14 protein-coding genes are annotated in these 18,754 nt (G+C 72.0%); 5 read left to right on the top strand and 9 right to left on the bottom strand.

All coding sequences use genetic code 11. The annotated features are described in order from the left end of the window. Window position 1: 1 nt before the first annotated feature. Window positions 2-2,119: a glycogen debranching protein GlgX gene (gene glgX, locus O3438_RS03945; protein WP_269678626.1), complete on the bottom strand. Its 2,118-nt coding sequence runs from the start codon at window positions 2,117-2,119 to the stop codon at window positions 2-4. 316 nt (window positions 2,120-2,435) lie between these two features. On the opposite strand from glgX, the gene O3438_RS03940 reads away from it, so the two are divergent. Together O3438_RS03940 and O3438_RS03935 are read left to right on the top strand one after the other, a co-directional pair. Then, window positions 2,436-3,881: a glycosyltransferase family 4 protein gene (locus tag O3438_RS03940; RefSeq protein WP_269678625.1), complete on the top strand. Its 1,446-nt coding sequence runs from the start codon at window positions 2,436-2,438 to the stop codon at window positions 3,879-3,881. Window positions 3,882-4,347: 466 nt separating this feature from the next. After that, window positions 4,348-4,992 carry a maleylpyruvate isomerase N-terminal domain-containing protein gene (locus tag O3438_RS03935; protein ID WP_269678624.1) on the top strand — a complete coding sequence of 215 codons (645 nt, stop codon included), beginning with the start codon at window positions 4,348-4,350 and terminating at the stop codon, window positions 4,990-4,992. Window positions 4,993-5,277: 285 nt separating this feature from the next. Here O3438_RS03935 and O3438_RS03930 read toward each other — a convergent pair whose 3' ends face one another. The 6 genes from O3438_RS03930 to O3438_RS03905 form a co-directional block, all read right to left on the bottom strand. Further along, the gene (locus tag O3438_RS03930) at window positions 5,278-6,561 is read right to left on the bottom strand and encodes a citrate synthase (protein WP_145782519.1); all 1,284 of its coding nucleotides are present in this window, start codon (window positions 6,559-6,561) and stop codon (window positions 5,278-5,280) included. Window positions 6,562-6,816: 255 nt separating this feature from the next. Further along, window positions 6,817-8,850 (bottom strand): sulfatase-like hydrolase/transferase, encoded by a 2,034-nt coding sequence (locus O3438_RS03925; protein WP_269678623.1) that lies wholly within the window; start codon window positions 8,848-8,850, stop codon window positions 6,817-6,819. Then, window positions 8,843-10,273: a class I SAM-dependent methyltransferase gene (locus O3438_RS03920; RefSeq protein WP_269678622.1), complete on the bottom strand. Its 1,431-nt coding sequence runs from the start codon at window positions 10,271-10,273 to the stop codon at window positions 8,843-8,845. Before O3438_RS03920 ends, O3438_RS03925 begins: the two co-directional genes overlap by 8 nt. 16 nt (window positions 10,274-10,289) lie before the next feature. Next, window positions 10,290-10,439: a hypothetical protein gene (locus O3438_RS03915; protein WP_165947858.1), complete on the bottom strand. Its 150-nt coding sequence runs from the start codon at window positions 10,437-10,439 to the stop codon at window positions 10,290-10,292. Window positions 10,440-10,597: 158 nt separating this feature from the next. Beyond that, window positions 10,598-12,076, bottom strand: coding sequence for a glycoside hydrolase family 15 protein (locus tag O3438_RS03910; protein ID WP_269678621.1), 1,479 nt, complete (start codon window positions 12,074-12,076; stop codon window positions 10,598-10,600). 34 nt (window positions 12,077-12,110) lie between these two features. Beyond that, window positions 12,111-12,416, bottom strand: coding sequence for a trehalase-like domain-containing protein (locus tag O3438_RS03905; protein WP_269678620.1), 306 nt, complete (start codon window positions 12,414-12,416; stop codon window positions 12,111-12,113). Window positions 12,417-12,493: 77 nt separating this feature from the next. Between O3438_RS03905 and O3438_RS03900 the strand changes: the two genes are divergently transcribed. The 3 genes from O3438_RS03900 to O3438_RS03890 are packed head-to-tail and all read left to right on the top strand — an operon-like array spanning window position 12,494 to window position 15,237. After that, entirely contained in the window at window positions 12,494-13,708 is a 1,215-nt protein-coding gene (locus O3438_RS03900) for a D-arabinono-1,4-lactone oxidase (protein WP_269678619.1), read from the top strand. Continuing rightward, the gene (locus O3438_RS03895; RefSeq protein ID WP_208745037.1) at window positions 13,708-14,082 is read left to right on the top strand and encodes a sensory rhodopsin transducer; all 375 of its coding nucleotides are present in this window, start codon (window positions 13,708-13,710) and stop codon (window positions 14,080-14,082) included. Before O3438_RS03900 ends, O3438_RS03895 begins: the two co-directional genes overlap by 1 nt. A gap of 36 nt (window positions 14,083-14,118) precedes the next feature. Further along, a complete protein-coding gene (locus tag O3438_RS03890; protein WP_269678618.1) occupies window positions 14,119-15,237 on the top strand; it encodes an FUSC family protein in 1,119 nt (372 codons plus the stop codon). A gap of 8 nt (window positions 15,238-15,245) precedes the next feature. On the opposite strand, the gene O3438_RS03885 is transcribed toward O3438_RS03890, so the two are convergent. Next, complete coding sequence (locus tag O3438_RS03885) at window positions 15,246-16,556, bottom strand: glycosyltransferase (RefSeq protein WP_269678617.1); 1,311 nt, start codon at window positions 16,554-16,556, stop codon at window positions 15,246-15,248. Continuing rightward, window positions 16,553-18,736 carry a glycosyltransferase family 39 protein gene (locus O3438_RS03880; RefSeq protein ID WP_269678616.1) on the bottom strand — a complete coding sequence of 728 codons (2,184 nt, stop codon included), beginning with the start codon at window positions 18,734-18,736 and terminating at the stop codon, window positions 16,553-16,555. Before O3438_RS03880 ends, O3438_RS03885 begins: the two co-directional genes overlap by 4 nt. Window positions 18,737-18,754: the final 18 nt, after the last annotated feature.

The raw sequence follows: 18,754 nt of genomic DNA, 5'->3' as shown, positions 1-18,754 counted from the left end.
GTCAGATCGTCCTCTCCAACACAACGAGGGAGCGGTCCGGCACCCGGATGGTGCCGCCCGCGCTGATCACCGTCGCGTCGTCGGGCTCGGGGTCAGCGGTGCTGATCACCCGTTCCCACTTCTGGCCGTACTCGCTGCCGGGCAGTGTGAAGTCCAACGGCGCGTCGTGGGCGTTGAAGCAGAGCAGGAACGACGCGTCGTGGTGCTTCTGGCCGTATTGGCCGCGCTCCCGGATGCCCTCGCCGTTGACGAACAGGGCCACCGAACGGCCGAAGTCGTTGCCCCAGTCTTCCCCGGTCATCTCCCGACCGTCCGGGGTGTGCCAGGCCAGGTCGGGCAGCGGCTCGTCGGTGCCGCGCCCGCCGACCGGCAGGCCGGTGAAGAAGCGGCGGCGGCGGAACACCTGGTGCCGTTTGCGGAAGTCGGTGAGCGTCCGCACGAACTCCAACAGTTGCTCGTCGACGTTGTCCCAGTCGACCCAGGACAACTCGCTGTCCTGGCAGTAGACGTTGTTGTTGCCGTGCTGGGTGCGGCCCAGCTCGTCGCCGTGGCCGATCATCGGCACGCCCTGCGACAGCATCAGGGTGGCCAGGAAGTTGCGCCGCTGCTTGGCGCGCAGGGCCAGGACCGCCTCGTCGTCGGTGTCGCCCTCGACGCCGCAGTTCCAGGACCGGTTGTGGCTCTCGCCGTCCCGGTTGTCCTCGCCGTTGGCCTCGTTGTGCTTGTCGTTGTACGACACCAGGTCGTTGAGGGTGAACCCGTCGTGCACGGTCACGAAGTTGATGCTGTGGAACGGTCGGCGGCCGTCGTCCTGGTAGAGGTCGGCCGAGCCGGAGATCCGCGACGCGAACTCGGCCAGGGTGGCCGGCTCACCACGCCAGAAGTCCCGCACGGTGTCCCGGTACTTTCCGTTCCACTCCGTCCACAGCGGCGGGAAGTTACCCACCTGGTAGCCGCCCGGACCGACGTCCCACGGCTCGGCGATCAGCTTCACCCGGCTGACCACCGGGTCCTGCTGCACCACCTCGAAGAACGTGGACAGCCGGTCCACCTCGTAGAACTCCCGGGCCAGGGTGGCCGCCAGGTCGAAGCGGAAACCGTCGACGTGCATCTCGGTCACCCAGTACCGCAACGAATCCATGATCAGTTGCAGGGAGTGCGGGCTGCGCACGTTGAGGCTGTTGCCGGTGCCCGTGTAGTCGACGAAGTAGCGCCGGTCCTCCTCGCTGAGCCGGTAGTAGCTCGGGGCGTCCACGCCCTTGAAGCTCAACGACGGCCCGAGGTGGTTGCCCTCGGCGGTGTGGTTGTAGACCACGTCGAGGATGACCTCGATGCCCGCCGCGTGCAGCGCCTTGACCATGCCCCGGAACTCCTGCACCTGCTGACCGGTCCGGCCCAGCGCGGAGTAGCCGTGATGTGGGGCGAAGAAGCCGATCGTGTTGTAGCCCCAGTAGTTGCGCAGCCCCAGATCGTCGAGCCGGTGGTCGTGCACGAACTGGTGCACCGGCATCAGCTCGATCGCCGTCACCCCGAGCCGGGTCAGATAGTCGATCATCGGCGGGGAGGCGATGCCCGCGTACGTGCCACGCAGCTCCTCCGGGATGTCCGGGTGCCGCATCGTCAACCCGCGCACGTGGGCCTCGTAGATCACCGAGTGGTGGTAGGGCGTGCGCGGCGGCTTGTCGTTGCCCCAGTCGAAGTACGGGTTCACCACCACCGACTTCGGCATGAACGGCGCCGAGTCGGTCTCGTTCATCCGCTCCGGCTCGTTCAACTCGTAGTCGTAGACCGCCGGGTCCCACTGGATGTCACCGTCGATGGCCTTCGCGTACGGGTCGATCAGCAGCTTGTGCGGGTTGCAGCGCAACCCGTTCGCCTGGTCGTACGGGCCGTGCACCCGGTAGCCGTAGCGCTGCCCCGGCTCGATGCCCGGCAGGTACGCGTGCCACACGTACGCGTCCACCTCGCGCAGCTCCACACGGCGCTCCGCGCCGGTGTCCCACTCGTCGAAGAGGCACAGCTCGATCCGCTCGGCGACCTCGGAGAAGATGGCGAAGTTGGTGCCCATCCCGTCGTAGGTGGCGCCCAACGGGTACCGCTCGCCCGGCCAGACCTGCATGTCGCTCCCTTGCCCATGGTGAGGTGCGCACCGGCCGAGGCTGCCCGCGCGCACGCAGGTAGTGCCCCCGGCCCGGGCGCGCCAATCCATCCTTTCAGGCAGTGCCCGAAAACCACCCGTCTGATGTGCGGTAAACCCTCAGGTGTTGTCCGTCACGATGGCCGTTTTCGAGGTGCGTTCTTGGGCCGGATGGACTTTCCTTGATCGGGGACAAGCGTCCGCGCGCGTGCCCGCCAGGCCCTCGGCCGCCCTTTTCCGCACTCACTCCGCCGCCACTGACGCCGGCGCGTACCACCATGCATGGACGGAGATTGATGTGACGACCCTGCGGGTCGATGAGCAGCTCGCTGCCACCAAGGACCGGGCCCACCGGCCCACCGTGACCTCCCGGCCCCAGCTCCCCGCGCAGCCCGGCCTTACCGCGCAGCCCGGCACGCCCGTGCCGGCGCAGTCCGGCCCCGGGGTGCCCCCGCAGACCCGCCGCATCCTCATGCTGTCCTGGGAGTACCCGCCGGTGCTCGTCGGCGGCCTCGGCCGCCACGTGCACGCCCTGTCGGTGGCCCTGGCCGCCGCCGGCCACGAGGTCACCGTCGTCACCCGCCACTGCGAGGGCGCACCCCTGGAGGAGTACGCCGACGGCGTGCGCATCCTGCGCGCCCCCGAGGACCCGGTCACCTTCCCCCTTGCCACCAGCAGCCTGCTGGCGTGGACCATGGCGTTCAACCACACCCTCACCCGCACCGCCCTGCGCGCCACCCAGGCCGGCTCGTACGACGTCATCCACGCCCACGACTGGCTCGTCGCGCACACCGCGATGACGTTGCGCGACCACCTGGACATCCCGCTGGTCAGCACCATCCACGCCACCGAGGCCGGCCGGCACCAGGGCTGGCTGCCGGAGGAGATGAACCGCACCATCCACGGCGTCGAACAGTGGCTCAGCAGCGAGTCCAACCGGGTGATCGTCTGCTCCGGGTACATGCGCGACGAGGTGAACGCGCTGTTCGGCGTACCGGCCGGACGGGTCGACGTGGTCGCCAACGGCGTCGAGCCGCACCGCTGGCGGGTGCCCTCGCGCGCGGTCGCCGCCGCCCGGGCCCGCTTCGCCGGCAACGGCCCGCTGGTCACCTTCGCCGGTCGCCTCGTCTACGAGAAGGGCGTCCAGCACCTCATCGCCGCACTCCCCCGACTGCGTGAGCGCCACCCCGGGCTGCGTGCCGTGATCGCCGGCGACGGCCCGTACCGCGCCGAACTGGAGGCCGAGGTGCACCGCCGTGGTCTGGGCGGCCTGGTCACCATGCCCGGGTTCCTCGGCGGCACCGACCTGCCGGCGCTGATGGCCGCGTCCGACTGCTTCGCCGTGCCGAGCATCTACGAACCGTTCGGCATGGTGGCCCTCGAAGGCGCCGCCGCCGGCGCGCCCCTGGCCGTCGCCGCCACCGGCGGCCTCGCCGAAATCGTCGAGCCGGGCGTCACCGGGATGACCTTCCGCCCGCACGACCCGGACGGGCTCGCCAACGCCGTCGACGCGCTCCTGTCCGACCCGGACCGGGCCCGCGTCATGGCCCGCCGCGCCCGTCGGATGGTCCACGACCAGTACGGCTGGTCCGCGATCGCCCAGCGCACCGCCGCCAGCTACGCCGCCGCCATCCACTCCGACGCCGCGTTCACCGCCGAGCGGGCCGAGCGGCGGATGTCCCAGGGTCGTGCGCTACCGGCGCTGCCCGACGGCAACCTGCTGGCCGCCGCCGGCCTGCGCTGACCCCGGGGGTCGCGCTGGCCTCGAGGTCGCGCTGGCCTCGAGGTCGCGCTGGACCCCTTGATCAACTCGCGTTCCTTGAAGTCGGGGTGTCCTTGCGTTTGGGACACCCCGACTTCCGGCAAACCGAGTCGATCACGCGACCCCGACGCAGCGCTCGACGCGCACCCCGACCCAGGGCTTGATCGACTCCATATCGCCGAGCTGGCGGTTACATCACGTCGGGATGCCGCTACATCGGCGAAATGGAGACGATCAAGGCCCGCCGGTCCTGGCCCGCGGACCCACAGTCCCCGGCGGGCGGTCCCCAGTCCGTCAGCCCAGTCCGGGTCTACCGGTCCAGACTCCGATCCGCGATTCCGCCGACCGGTGACGCGCTCGACAGCCGGTTCGTGCCGCCCGGCCCGTCCGGTTCCGCGCCGCGTCTCGCCGCACGGCGGGGACCGGTCGGGGCTGCCAGAATGTGCGGATGTCTCGCCCTGTCGACGCCCTGGATTCCGCGTTCCCGGTTGCCGCTTCCATCGCTCTGGACCTGATCCGACGCCCCGAGGTGTCCGAGCAGTGGTCGCGCCCGAGTGTGCTGCCGCACCTGTCCATCGGCGGTTTGGCGTGCCACCTGGGACGTCAGGCGATCCGGGCGGCGGAGCTGCTGCCGACGCCAAGCGACCTGCCGGTGTTGGAGTCGGCCGACAACCACTACGAGCGGGCCGCCTGGGTCAGCGAGGGAACCCCGGACGAAGCCTCGGTCGCCGCGAGCAACGACGAAGCCGACGCGGCCCGAGGCCCCGCCGATCTGCACGCCCGGTCCGCCGCCGGGTTGGAGGAGGCGGGGAACCTGCTGGCACGCGGCGCGGCCCGGGACGTCGTACCCATTCCGTGGCAGGGCTGGGCCCTGCGGCGCGGTGACTTCCTGCTGACCCGCCAGTTGGAGGTCGTGGTCCACTCCGACGACCTCGCGGTGAGCATCGGCGTACCCACGCCGGAGTTCCCTGCGGAGGTCTTCGACCCGGTCCGCGACCTGCTGGTGCGGCTGGCCGTTCGCCGCCGTGGCCAGTCCGCGTTGATCAGCGCGTTGAGCCGCAGCGAACGGGCGCAGGACATCTCCGCCTTCTGACACCCGCCGGGAGCGCAAGTCGCGCTTGATCGACTCGGTTTCCGTGAAGGCACGGTATCTCAGCGCCACCGATGCCCCGACTTCCAGGAAGCCGAGTCGATCAAGCCCACCTGACCGGGCTGAGGGCCGCCACGCGGCGACCGACGAAAGGCGACAGGCGACAGCCCGACGCGACCAACGACAGGGACAGACCGACGCGGCCGACGGAAGGCGACAGGCCGTCGACCCGAGCGGGTCGACGGCCTGCGGTGGTACGGCGAGCTGTGGTGCTACGAGCGATGGGGGTCAGCGCTCGTTGAAGGGGACGTAGTCCCGCTCGGCGGCACCGACGTAGACCTGCCGCGGACGGCCGATCTTGGTCTCCGGATCGCTGATCATCTCGCGCCACTGCGCGATCCAGCCGGGGAGCCGGCCGAGCGCGAAGAGGACCGTGAACATCTTGGTCGGGAAGCCCATCGCCTTGTAGATCAGGCCGGTGTAGAAGTCCACGTTCGGGTAGAGCCGACGGGAGACGAAGAAGTCGTCGGCGAGCGCGATCTCCTCCAGCTCCATGGCGATGTCCAGCAGCGGGTCCGGCTTGGCCATGCGGCCCAGCACGTCCTGCGCGGCCTTCTTGACGATCGCCGCGCGCGGGTCGTAGTTCTTGTAGACCCGGTGGCCGAAGCCCATCAGCTTGACGCCGTCCTCCTTGTCCTTGACCTTGCGGACGAAGGACCGGACGTCGTCGTCGCCGGCGTGGATCTGCTGGAGCATCTCCAGCACCGCCTGGTTCGCGCCGCCGTGCAGCGGGCCGAACAGCGCGTTCACGCCGGCCGAGACCGAGGCGAACAGGTTGGCGTTGCTGGAGCCGACCAGGCGGACGGTCGACGTGGAGCAGTTCTGCTCGTGGTCGGCGTGCAGGACGAAGAGCATGTCCAGCACCTTCGACATCACCGGGTCGACCTCGTACGGCTCCGCCGGCACGCCGAACGTCATCCGCAGGAGGTTGTCCACGTACCCGAGGGAGTTGTCCGGGTACAGCAGGGGCTGCCCGATGGACTTCTTGTACGCGTACGAGGCGATGGTGGGGACCTTCGCCATCAGCCGGACCGTGGAGATCTCCACGTGCTCGGAGTCGAACGGGTCCAGGCTGTCCTGGTAGAAGGTGGACAGGGCGCTCACCGCGGACGACAGCACCGCCATCGGGTGGGCGTCCCGGGGGAAGCCGTCGAAGAAGCGACGCATCTCCTCGTGCAGCAGGGAGTGCCGCCGAATCCACTCGGTGAACTCGGTCAGCTGCTGCTCGGTCGGCAGCTCACCGTAGATGAGCAGGTACGAGACCTCCAGGAAGGAGGACTTCTCGGCCAACTGCTCGATCGGGTATCCCCGGTAACGCAGGATCCCCGCGTCGCCGTCGATGTAGGTGATCGCGGATGAGGCAGCCGCGGTGTTGACGAAACCGGGGTCGTACGTGGTCATCCCGGTTTCCTTCAGCAGCTTGCTCACCCCGATACCGGCGGGGCCCTCGACCGCGGGATGTACCGGCATCGACAGCTGCCCACCGGGGTGATCGAGCTTGACTTCCGTCATGTGGTTCCTCGCTTCGCCGGCAGATCTACGTTGAATTGCCTTCGCTTCTACCGTAATTGCGGCTCGGTGGACAACGCCCGCCGTGGTTCTGCGGTGAGGCATGCGTCACCCGATTCCCGACCGGGCCGCCGGGAAACCCGGCATCCCGCCAGCCGGGACCCGGCCGAAAACCGGCCGGGACGCCGGCCGGGACCGGGCCAGACCGCCAGTCTGGAGCAGGGCCGGGACGCCGGCCGCACCGTACCGGAGCCCAGGTCACGACAGGGTGAGGCGTCGCAGCGTACCGTCCGGCGTGACCTGGAGGACGTCGAGCTGGTTGGCGCCGGCGCGGAACAGCGTGTCGTCGGTGAGCAGCGCGGCGAACCGACGGCCGCCGGGGTCGGCGGGCACCGCCGGGACGACGGCCCCGATCCGGCCGTTGACGGCCACCGCCAACAGCGTGCCGTCCGGGATCTGGTCCGGGACGTCGCCCCAGACGAGCGCCGGGAGGGTTCCGGTGTCCGGGTCCATGGCGGTGAACGCGGCCAGGTCGGCCACCCGGGCGTTGCCGGCGGCCGGGCCGGCGCGCACCTGCGTACCGATCAGGGGGTGCGGGGTCGGCAGCGGTGGCGGGCTGGGCACTCCGCCGGGGAAGGTGGTCGGAACGCCTGGGCGGTCGTAGAAGTGCTTCGTGCCGTCGGTGCGCGGGGCCTGCCGGGCGGAACGGCCGTCGACGCGCCAGGGCAGCCGGATGTTGGCCTCGTCGGCGACGGTCGGCAGCAGGTCGACGTGCTCCCAGTTGCGGTCGTCCACCCGGCCGGCCTGCTGCCGGGGTTCCTTGACGAACATCGGCACCCAGGCGACCTCGCCGGCGGCGGCCTTGATCGCGTCCATGCCCCGGCCCTGAGCGCCAGGGCGGAAGCTGACGCCGTGGTCGGCGGTCACCACGAGCAGGGACTGATCGTAGAGGCCGCTGGCGCGCAGCGTCCGCAGGGTCTCGCCGATCAGCCGGTCGGTGTAGCCGAGTTGGGCGAGGTGGCGTTGCCGGGCCAGGTCGACCCATCCGGCGCCGTCGTTGGGAAGGTCCTCGGGGGCGTCGTAGCGGGCACCGGACGGCAGGTACGCCCACGGCGAGTGCGGCATCAGCAGGTGCAGGAAGTGCAGCGTGGGCCGGGGCGCGGGTTTCAGCCCGGCCAGGAAGCTGGTGAACCGGGCCGGCTGGTTGTCGTCCAGGCTGTCCCAACGGAACTTCGGGTCGGCCGGCACCGGTTCGGCGGCGTCCAGGCCGGCCTCGACGCGGGTCTGCTCCCGGTAGGAGTCCTCCGGGTCGACGGTGCTCTCGGTGGGCCCGGCGATCCGGCCGAGGAGCTTGCCGGTCTCCCGGGCCAGCACGCCGAGCCCCTGTTCCGGGGTGACCGGTTGCTCGCACCGGCTGGGCGGGCAGAGGCGGGTGATGCTCTCCTCGGCGCGGATGTCGTAGAGGCCGCCGAAGGCGGTGAAGATGTTGTCCGGGTACTGCGAGTAGTGCGGGGCGACCGGCTTCGCCGGGTAGCGGCCGGTGAGCATCGCGGGCAGCGCGTTGGGTGTCCATCCGCTGACGCCGGTGGCGTTGCGGTACCAGGTGGACGCTCCGGCCAGCTCCGCGAAGTGCGGGAACCGCGTCGCGTCGATCGTCTGGTCGGCGCCGAGCAGGCTGACCAGTGGCAGCTCGTCGAGGATCAGCATCACCACCGGCGGGTGCACGCCCCCGCCCTGCGCGGTGCCGGCCGCGCCGCCGTCGCCGCGCGGCAGGACCACCGCGGAGGTGGGCGAGGCGAACAGGAACAGCGCCACGAAGGCGACCGGCCCGGCGGCGGCCAGCCGCAGGACCAGGCGCGGCGCCCGCCACCGCCGGTGCGCGACAGCGCCGCCGGCTCCGCCCAGCAGGGCCACCACCAGCAGGGGTACGCCCCGAAGCGGCGTCACGTGTCGGCCCACCTGAACGGCGAGGGCGGCGATCAGCAGCCCGACGAGCCCGGTGTGGGTGACGGCGCGGACGGTCCGGCCGGCCAGTCGGCTGAGCGCGCCGAGCAGCGCCATCCCGGTCGTGGGCAGCACCGCCACCAGGGCGACCAGCAGCAGGATCTGGGCCGGGTCGGCGCGGTGGAAGAGGAAGAAGTCGGGGCTGCGGCCGAGCACGTCCAGCAGCGGTTGGGTGATGACCAGCCCGACCAGCGCGGTCACCTCCAGCAGCCGGCCCAACTCACCGCGCCAGCCCTGGTCCCACCGCACTACTGCTGTCGACGGGGTGGCGGCGGACGGTTCAGCCACCGATCACCGTTCGGTAGAGCGTGCGCGTGCCCGACGGCAGTTCCAGCCGCTCGGTGATCCGGCCCCGGGCGGCGAGCAGCGTCTCGAAGGTGTCGCGTCGGTAGTCCGGGAAGATTCCGGCGGGTTTGTTGGCCAACAGCCGGGTGGCCATCGGGTCCTCGGGGTGGACGAACTCGACCACCACGCTGCCGCCCGGCGCGGTCAGCCCGGCCAGCCAGTCGACGACCTCCGGCAGCGGCACGTTGCGCCCGATCGCCAGGTGGTGCACGACGGCCAGGGCGAGCACCACGTCGGCGGACGCCCGGTCGGCGAAGCCGGCCCGTTCGACGCCCCGCCAACCGCCGCCCGGTGACGGGTCGGCGAGGTCCAGCACCAGCGGCAGGATCCGGCGCTGCCCCTCGGAGCGCAGCTTGCGGTACAGCTCGTCGACCACCGCAGGGTCCTGTTCGACGGCGACCACGTAGTCGGCGTGCCCGGCCGCCAACCGGGAGTACCGGCCGTCGTTGGCGCCGAGGTCGAGCACCAGGCGGGGGCGTGCGCCGCCGGCCACGGAGGTGACCACGAACTGTTCCTTCGCGACGCGGTCGCGGGCCGAGTAGCCGCAGGTGACCTGGTAGTCCGACCAGTGGCTGCCGGCGGGGCGGTGATCCAGTTTGCGGACCAGTTTCTCGATGCCTCGTACGGTGGCCAGCAGCAACTCCCGGGAGAAGCCGGCGGCCCGCAGTTGGTCGCGTACCTCGGTGGTGCTGGCGGCGGCGTTGCGGTGCTGCATGGCCCCGTGCAGGTGCAGGTGGGTCAGCACGCCGGGGCGCAGCCGGCGGGTTCCGCCGAAGAGTGGTCGCAGCTCGTCGGCCTCGATGCCGTCGACGCGGGCGCGCAGCCACGGCTGGAAGTCGACGCCCAGGTGGGCGGTGAGCATCAGCGGGTAGAGCACGGTCTGGCAGAACTGCCGGTAGCCGGCCCACGGTTCGCCGTCGCGCACCGGTTCGAAGGAGCCGATGTCGATGAAGACCGGATCGGCGCCGCGCCACTGCAGGTTGTACGCCGAGCCGTCCTTGGTGGTGAAGCCCTCGCCGAGCGCGGCCCGCAGGATCTCCAGGTGCAGCAGCGCGGCGTCGCGCAGCATGCTGAACGACCACTCGTACGGGTGGGAGACGAACGGGATGCGCTCGTGGCGCAGCACGGCGGCCCACGGGCTGCCGGTCGCGGCGGGTACGAGGGTGGGCGGGGCGTCCTCGGTGGCGCAGACCTTGCGCGCGGCGACGAGCGCCGGGAAGAACGTGCTGCCGTTGAGCGCCCGCCAGTGCGCGGCGGCCTGGGGGTCCAGTCCGCGCAGCACCTCGTCGCCGACGTGGAAGACCCGGTTGGCTGGGTCGCGGAAGGAGGCCGGTTCGGGCCGTGCCTCGGTGGGTGAGATCGCCATCGTCGGGTTGGCCCGCTCAGCGCTGGTCGGTGGGTTGCCGGCGGAACCGGTCGACCAGCCGTCGCCAGTAGAGTTTCGCGGCGACCGCTGCGCCGGCCACCCCGCCGACGACCGCCTGCACGATCAGGCTGCCGGATCCCGCGTCCAGGTAGGCCAGATGTTCCACCGATCGCTCCTTGCGCTCGCCGTCTCGACACCGGCGTCCCGAGCATGCAGCGGTGAGGCTTTTGACCCAGAAAGCCGGACTTGTCCTTCACCGTACGCTGATCGCCATCCGCGTCGCGGGCACATTGCCGGACTCCCAGCCTCACCACAGGATGTGATTCACACGCTCCGGTCCGCCCACGCGTGCAGGGCGTCGCAATCGCCGGCAGCGTCTAGGTTCAGGGCCGCCTCGATCAACGCGAGGTGGGTGAAGGCCTGCGGGTAGTTGCCCAGCGCGGTGCCGGCCGCGTCGACCTGCTCGGCGTACAGGCCGAGGGGTCCCGCGTACCCGCACAGGTGGTCGAACAGGTCCGCCGCCTCGTCGCGCCGCCCCGCCAGCACCAACGCTGAGACCAACTCGAAGGAGCAGAGCAGGAACGCGCCCTCCTCGCCGGGCAGGCCGTCGTCGATCGCGTACCGCCGGATCAGCGCCGGTGCGACGGCGAGGTCCCGCCGGACGCGGTCGATGGTGGCGACCACCCGAGGGTCGTCCCCGGGGAGGAACCCGACCAGGGGTATCCGCAACAGCGAGGCGTCGAGCCGTGTCGAGTCGTACGCCAGCACGAAGCTGTCGATGCTGGTGTCGTAACCGCGCGCGATCACCTCGGCGTGGACGGCATCGCGGTTGGTGCGCCACCTGTCGACGGGCGCGTCGTCGTCGCCGAGCAGCTCGGCGAGGCGGATGCCCCGGTCGAGGCAGACCCAGGCCATCACCTTCGAGTTGACGTAGTGCCGGCGCGGTCCCCGGATCTCCCAGATGCCGTGGTCGGGTTCCCGCCACCGGGCGGCCATGGTGTCGACGTGCCGGCGCAGCACCCGCCACTGCGCACCCGTCAACTCGCCGGTCAGCTGCTGGTACGACAGCGCGGCGTCGAGCACGTGCCCGTACGTGTCGAACTGCACCTGGTGGGCGGCCTCGTTGCCGACGCGCACCGGGCGGGAGCCGGCGTACCCGTCGAGGTGGTCGAGGACCCTCTCCTCACCGGTCGTCCCGTGGATCCCGACGAGCGGGGGCAGGTCGGCGCCGGCACCGGCGCAGGTCGTCAACAGGAAACGCAGGTAGCGACGGCCCTCCTCGGCGTGGCCCAGCCGGAACAGGGCGAGCAGCAGCAGAGCGGCGTCGCGGTGCCAGGTGAAGCGGTAGTCCCAGTTGCGGACCCCGCCGATCTCCTCGGGCAGCGAGGCGGTGGGCGCGGCGAGCAACGCACCGGTCTCGTCGAAGGACAGGCCCCGCAGCACGGTGGCGCTGTGCCGCACCTGCGCGCTGCCGTGGCCGGTGTAGTCCGCGCGGTCGGACCACTCGCGCCAGGTCCGGCAGCTCTGCGCCAACAGGTCGGCGGAGTCGACCGCCTCGACCGGGCCTGCGCCGTAGTCGAGCAGCACGTCGACCGTCTGCCCCTCGTGCAGCACCGCCTCGGCCCGCAACATCGCGCCGTCCACGCGGAACGGCAGCGTCGAGCGGAGCCCCAGCCCGGCGTCGGCCGCCACCCACCGGTCACCGTCGCGGTGCCACCCGACAGCGTGAGTGCCGTAGCCGGGCCGGGGTGTCACCTCGGCGCGTACCCGCACCAAACCCCGGAGCACGGTGAGGCGGCGCACCAGCAGCATCCCCGCGCGGAACGGCTGGGCGGCGTCACCCGCGCGGACCGCCAGGAAGTCCTGACCGACAGCGCTCCCCCCCGGCCGCGCGGTGCACGGTCTCCAGCACCAGCGTGCCCGGCAGGTAGCGGCGGGCCCGCTCGGCACTGCCCTCGACCGCGAGCGTGAACGCGCCACCCACGCGCCGGTCCAGCAGGCGTGCGAAGACCGCGTCACCCTCGAAGTGCGGCACGCAGAACCAGTCGACGGTGCCGTCCGCGCCGACGAGCGCCCCGGTGTGGGTGTCGGAGAGGAACGCGTACGAGTCGATCGGCGGGGTGATCGAGCCGGGAACCGGCACGCGGCGCGCTTACCCGGGGCAGGACGCCGGAAACAGCAGTCGGCGACTACCGGTCGCGCCGCCGGGTAGTCCCCCGCATGCGACGGTTCGTCAACTGGTCCGGCAGCCTCTCGTTCACCCCGAGGAAGCACGCCGAGCCGGCCGACGAGGACGCGGTACGGGACCTGGTCGTCCGCGCGCGGGAGGCCGGCCGGACGATCCGCCCGGTCGGGTCCGGTCACTCGTCCAGCCCGTTGGCGCGTACCGACGACATCCTGCTCAGCGTGGACCGGCTCGCCGGTGTCATCGACGAGGACCACGACCGGGCCCGGGTGTGGGCGGGCACCAAGCTCAAGACCCTCGGCGAGGGGTTGTACGACGCCGGGCTGGCCATGGACAACCTCGGCGACGTCGACTACCAGTCGATCGCCGGGGCGACGGCCACCGGCACGCACGGCACCGGCCTCGGCTTCGGCAACCTGTGCACCCAGGTGACCGGCGTCCGCCTCGTCACCGGCACCGGCGACGTGCTGGACATCTCGGCCGACGACAACGCCGACCTCTTTCCGGCCGCCCGCCTGTCGCTCGGTGCACTGGGCGTGGTCACCCAGGTCACCCTGGACGTGCAGCCCCGCTACGAGCTGCGCCGTCGCGCGTGGTGCGCGCACGTCGAGTGGACCCTCGACCACCTGGCCGAGTTGCAGCACACCAACCGCAACATGGACTTCTACTGGTACCCGCGCAGCGACCAGACCCAGATCCGCACCCTGAACCGTGTCGATGGTGGGCCCGACGCGCGGGTGTGGGCCGCGCCGCGGGTGCCGGACTCCGGCCCGTGGGGAGCGCCCCACGAGATCCGGTCCGGGCCGATCCACCGCACCATCCCCCAGGAACGGGAGCTACGGTTCGAGGAGATCGAGTACATGCTGCCGTCGGAGGCGTTCCCCGCCTGCTTCGCCGAGGTCCGAGCCCGGATCATGCGACGGCACCGCAAGGTCGCCGGCTGGCGGGTGCTGGTGCGCAGCATCGCCGCCGACGACATCTGGCTGAGCAACGCGTACGGGCGGCCCACCACCACTATCGCCTGCCTGCAGAACACCTCGCTGCCCTACGAGGACTACTTCCGGGACATGGAGACGGTGTTCCGCCAGTACGGGGGCCGACCGCACTGGGGCAAGAAGCACTGGCTGACCGCCGGCGACCTGCGGCCCCTCTATCCCCGCTGGGACGACTTCCAGGCGGCCCGCCGCCGGCTCGACCCGGACGGTGTGTTCCTCAGCCCGGACCTCGCCCGACTGCTGGAGGAGACCTGATGCCCGACGTCGGCGCCTGCCTCTGGGTCGTGCCGGGCGGGCACATCCCGTTCCCCAGCAACGGCCCGGAGCCGGAGTTCACCGGCTTCGACCAACTCTGCGTCCTGAACACCACCGACCGGCGCGCCGACGTCGAGCTGCACATCTACTACGAGGACGCCGAACCCGTCGGCCCGTACGCCCTGCCCGTGGACGCCCGCCGGGTACGCCACGTCCGGCTCAACGACCTGATCGACCCGGAGGCGGTACGGCTGGACCGACCGTACGGCGCCCTGCTGCGGTCCCCGGTGCCCGTGGTGGTGCAGTTCCTGCGCCAGGACACCCGCCTGCCGGGGGTGGTGGCGCTGGCCGCGACCATGGCGTACCCGGCCTGACAGGTTCGCGCCCGGTCGCGTCGGGTAACCGCGACCATGACGACGACGGCCAGGTCGCCTGAAGGGCTGCGTGCCCGGCTCGTCGACGCCGGCCGGGGCGGCTACCGGCGGTTGCAGACGTACCTCATCGTGGCGTTGCAGGCCGGGCTGGCCGCCGCCCTGGCCTGGGTGGTGGCCAGCGAGGTCCTCGGAAACCCGGAACCGACCTTCGCGCCGGCCGCCGCCGTCGCCGTCATCGCGGCGTCCCTCGGGCGACGCGCCCACCGCGCGCTGGAGCTGGTCGCCGGGGTGGTGCTCGGCATCGGCGCGGGCGACCTGCTGATCGGCCTCTTCGGCACCGGGCCGTGGCAGACCGGCGTGATCGTCTTCCTGGCGATCGCGATCGCGGTGCTGGTACGCGGCACCGGGGCGCTGATGACCCAGGCTGGCGGTACGGCGGTGCTGATCGCCACCCTCACCCCGACCGCGCCCGACCTGGAGTGGCCGCGCACGATCAACGCACTGGTGGGCGGGGCGGCCGGCCTGCTGGTGATGCTCGTGCTCCTGCCGATCAACCCGCTGCGGACGGTACGCCGGGCCGCCGAACCCGCCCTGGACCTGTTCGCCCGGGAGATGACCGCGTCGGCGCAGGCCCTCGCGGAGGCGGACAGCGGGCGCGCGCAGGCGACGCTGGAGCGGATGCGCGCCGCCGACCCGGCCCTCAAACGGCTCACCGAGGTGGCGAACGCCGCCGACGAGGTGGTCCGGTTCTCACCGGTGCGGTGGCGTCGACGACGGGCGATCGCCGCGTACCGCGGCGGGGTGACCCACATGCAGCGGGCCTTCCGCAACAGCCGTGGGCTGGTCCGCCGGATCGGCACCACGTTGCGCGACGAGGAGCCGGTGCCGGCCGGCCTGCCGGCGGCGGTGGAGCACCTGGGCGAGGCGGTCCGGCTGCTGAACCGGGAGTTCCTCGCCGCCCAGGAGCCCGTGCAGGCCCGCGCGCGGGTGCTGCGGGCGGTCCGGGAGGCGGGTGGTGCGTGCCGGCAGGGCCTGGGCTTCTCCGGGACGATCGTGGTGTCCCAGCTCCGCACCGCCGCCAACGACCTGTTGCGGGCCACCGGCGTGCCCCGCGACGAGGCACGCCGGTTGGTCCGTGAGGCCGCTGCCGACTGACCGCCGCCTCAGCCGCGCCGATGGTGCATGCCGAGGCGCAGCAGCACGAAGCGCAGCACGGTCGCGGCCAGGTTCGCGACCACCAGCACGGCCAGCTCCACCGGCCGGGCCGGCACGGCGTGGACCGCGTGCAGGACGGCCAACGAGCCACTGGTCAGCGCCAGACCGAGCGCGAAAGCCAGCAGACCCTGCACGTGATGCCGCCCCACGTGCCGACGCCCCGTGATGCCGAATGTCAGCCGGCGGTTCGCGGCCGTGTTCCCCACGGCGGTCACCAGCAGCGCCAGCAGGTTGGCCTGTTGCGCGCCGAGGGCTCCCCGGGTGGCCACGAACAGCACCAGGTACGCGAGGGTGCTGGCCACCCCGACCGCCGCGAACCGGACCAACTGCCGGGGCAACCCGACGGGCACCTGAGTCGCCGGGCCGGTCAGCGACGCACGGTCGGGTGACACGGCCAGCGACGCACGGTCGGGTGACACGGTCAGCGACTCCCGGCCGGACGGCACGGTCAGCGGCCCGCGGCCCCACTGGGCGCGCAGGGCGGTCAACGGCAGCGCGCCGGTCAGCAACGCCCGACCCAGTCGGCCCACCCCCCGCAGGTCGGCTAGGGCCGTGGCGACGATGTCCACGCGGCTGTCCGGGTCGTCCACCCAGTCCACCGGCACCTCGTGGATGCGCAGACCGGCCCGCTGGGCGAGGACCAGCAACTCGGTGTCGAAGAACCAGCCGGTGTCGCGCACCAACGGGAGCAGCTCACCGGCCACGTCGGCGCGGATCGCCTTGAACCCGCACTGCGCGTCGGAGAACCGCGCCGCCAACGCGCCCCGCAGCAACAGGTTGTAGGCCCGGGAGATGACCTCCCGCTTGGCACCGCGTACCACCCGGGAGGTACGCGCCAGGCGGGTGCCGATCGCCAGGTCGGAGTGGCCGGAGATGAGCGGCGCGACGAGCGGCAGCAGCGCCGCCAGATCGGTGGAGAGGTCCACGTCCATGTACGCCAGCACCGGCGCGGACGAGGCGGACCAGGCCGCCGACAGGGCCCTTCCCCGCCCCTTGGCCTCCAGGTGCAGCACGTCGACGCCGGGCAGTTCGGTGGCGAGGCGGTCAGCCAGCGCCGGGGTGTCGTCGACGCTGGCGTTGTCCGCGATGGTGATCCGGAACGGGTACGGGAAGTGCTCGGTCAGGTGGGCGTGCAGCCGTCGTACGCACGGGCCGAGGTCGGTCTCCTCGTTGTAGACCGGGATCACCACGTCCAGCACCGCGCCGGCGGCGGCGGGTCGGGTCTGGACGGCGGCCCGCTGTGCGTTGAGCGCGGTCACGACGCCTCCGTGCCGGTGCTCAGGTCGTAGACGGTGACGCCGTCGACGGTCTGCGCCGTGAAGGTCTCCGCGACCCAGGCGGCGATCTCCTGGGAGGCGGAACTGCCACCGTTGGCCCGGAAGCCGCCACCATCGACGAAGTAGTGGATCTTTCTATCGGCGACGTAGCCCTGGAACTGGGCGAGCGTCGGCGACGGATCGCTGCCGTTGAACCCGCCGACCGGCATCACCGGATCTCCGGTGGCGAGCTGGTAGCCGGAGGCGTTGTTGGAGCCGATGGTGGCGGCCACCCAGGTGTAGTCGGCGCTGTCGCGCTTCAGCAACTCGCGCAGCGCGGCGCTGGGCTCGCGGGCGTCGAGCAGACCGCCCATCCCCCCACCGCCGGGACGTCCCTGCCCACCGGCCGTCTGTCGACCACCACCGGGTGCGGTGGGCGTCTGACCGCCGTCACGGCCTCCGCCCGGGAACTGCCCCCTGCCCGGGAACTGACCGCCGCCCGGGAACTGGCCGTTGGCCGGAAGCTCCATCCCGCCCGGCGGTCGCCCGCCCGGGAAACCGCCGCGCCCGAAACCGCCGGCCACGAACGGGCCGGCGCTGGGGATCGAACCGGTGTGCGGCGTCGACGCGGTCTGCACCGCGTACGCCGCCGGGCCCGCGAGGGCCGCCGCGATGCCCAGACCCAGCACCACCGGCACCGACCGGCGGGGAAGCCGGGTCACCAGCAGGAGCAGCGCCGCGCCGACCAGACCGGCGACGAGCACGACGCCCCGCAGCCACGGGTACCAGTCGGGGCTGCGCCCGAGCAGCGCCCACGCCCACCAGACGGTGACTGCGAGAGTGCCGGCGAGCGTCGCCGTGGCCGCCCATGGACGCCACCGCTGCCGTCGCGAACCTGCGACACCGTCGGTGGACGCCGGCACCGGATCAGCCGCCGGGTTCCCGGCGACAGCCGGAGCCACGGCCGGTCGCCGCTCCTGCCAGAGCAGCGTGCCACCGATGCCGACCAACGCACCGATCGCCGGGGCGAGCGCCACCGTGTAGTAGGCGTGGAAGATCCCGGACATGAAGCTGAAGATCAGACCGGTGACCAGCAGCCAGCCGCCCCAGAGCAGCAGCCCGGCCCGGGTCCGGTCGGTACGGGCCGCCCGGCCGGCCACCAGCAGCCCGGCGACCAGCAGGATCACGGCGGCCGGCAGCAGCCAGGAGACCTGACCACCGACCTCGCCACCGAACATGCGCAGGACGCCGGTCTGGCCCGAGAACGGACCGCCGCCTCCCGGGCGCCCGCCTCCGCCGCCGACGCTTCCCACCTCGTCGCCGGTGATCCGGCCGAGGCCGTTGTAGCCGAGAGTGAGTTCCAGGATGCTGTTCCCCTGCGACCCTCCGATGTACGGGCGGGCGCCGGCCGGGACCAGCTCGACGAGCGCCACCCACCAGCCGGCGGAGACCAGCACCGCCAGACCGGCCAGCAGCAACTGCCGGACCCGTCGCCACAGCCCGGTCGGCGCGGCCAGCAGGTAGACACCGGCGAAGACCGGCACCACCAGGAACGCCTGGAGCATCTTGGTGAGGAAGCCGAAGCCGACCAGCACACCGACCAGCACGATCCACCTGGTGCTCGCCGACTCCACCGCCCGGACGGTGGCGTACGCCCCGGCGACCAGCAGCAGGACCAGCAACGCGTCGGGGTTGTTGAACCGGAACATGAGCGTCGCCACCGGGGTGGCCGCGAGGACCGCGCCGGCGATCAGACCGGCGGCCGGCCCGTACCAGCGCTTCACCGTGGCGTAGAGCACGCCGACCGAGGCGACGCCGCAGAGCGCCTGCGGGACGAGCATCGCCCAGCTGTTCAACCCGAAGATTCGTACGGACAGGGCCATCAGCCACAGGGACGCGGGGGTCTTGTCGACGGTGATGGAGTTGGCGGCGTCCGACGAGCCGTAGAGGAACGCCTTCCCGCTGACCGAGCCGGCCTGCACGGCGGCGGCGTAGAAGGAGTTCGCCCAGCCGGACGCGCCCAGACCCCACAGGTAGAGCACAGCGGTGGCGAGCAGCAGGCCAGCCAGCGCGGGCCGGGCCCAGGCCGGCGAGCGACGCGGCGGCGGGTGCTCGTCGGGGCGCGTGGTCGTCGACGGCTCCGGCTCGGCGGGTGTCGTCGGCAGGGTCTCGGTTCTGTCCATGCGGTCAGCCTCGGCGGC

This window comes from Micromonospora sp. WMMC250 (assembly GCF_027460215.1).
Taxonomy (GTDB): Bacteria; Actinomycetota; Actinomycetes; order Mycobacteriales; family Micromonosporaceae; genus Micromonospora; species Micromonospora taraxaci.
Note: the sequence above shows the minus strand (reverse complement) of the source record. Positions and strands in the feature narration are given on the sequence as shown.

Excerpts from the sequence above, each read along its gene's own strand:
- O3438_RS03930 (WP_145782519.1), bottom strand. The coding sequence starts at position 6,561 with ATGACGGAAGTCAAGCTCGATCACCCCGGTGGGCAGCTGTCGATGCCG.
- glgX (WP_269678626.1), bottom strand. The coding sequence starts at position 2,119 with ATGCAGGTCTGGCCGGGCGAGCGGTACCCGTTGGGCGCCACCTACGAC.
- O3438_RS03935 (WP_269678624.1), top strand. The coding sequence starts at position 4,348 with ATGTCTCGCCCTGTCGACGCCCTGGATTCCGCGTTCCCGGTTGCCGCT.
- O3438_RS03900 (WP_269678619.1), top strand. The coding sequence starts at position 12,494 with ATGCGACGGTTCGTCAACTGGTCCGGCAGCCTCTCGTTCACCCCGAGG.
- O3438_RS03880 (WP_269678616.1), bottom strand. The coding sequence starts at position 18,736 with ATGGACAGAACCGAGACCCTGCCGACGACACCCGCCGAGCCGGAGCCG.
- O3438_RS03895 (WP_208745037.1), top strand. The coding sequence starts at position 13,708 with ATGCCCGACGTCGGCGCCTGCCTCTGGGTCGTGCCGGGCGGGCACATC.
- O3438_RS03920 (WP_269678622.1), bottom strand. The coding sequence starts at position 10,273 with ATGGCGATCTCACCCACCGAGGCACGGCCCGAACCGGCCTCCTTCCGC.
- O3438_RS03890 (WP_269678618.1), top strand. The coding sequence starts at position 14,119 with ATGACGACGACGGCCAGGTCGCCTGAAGGGCTGCGTGCCCGGCTCGTC.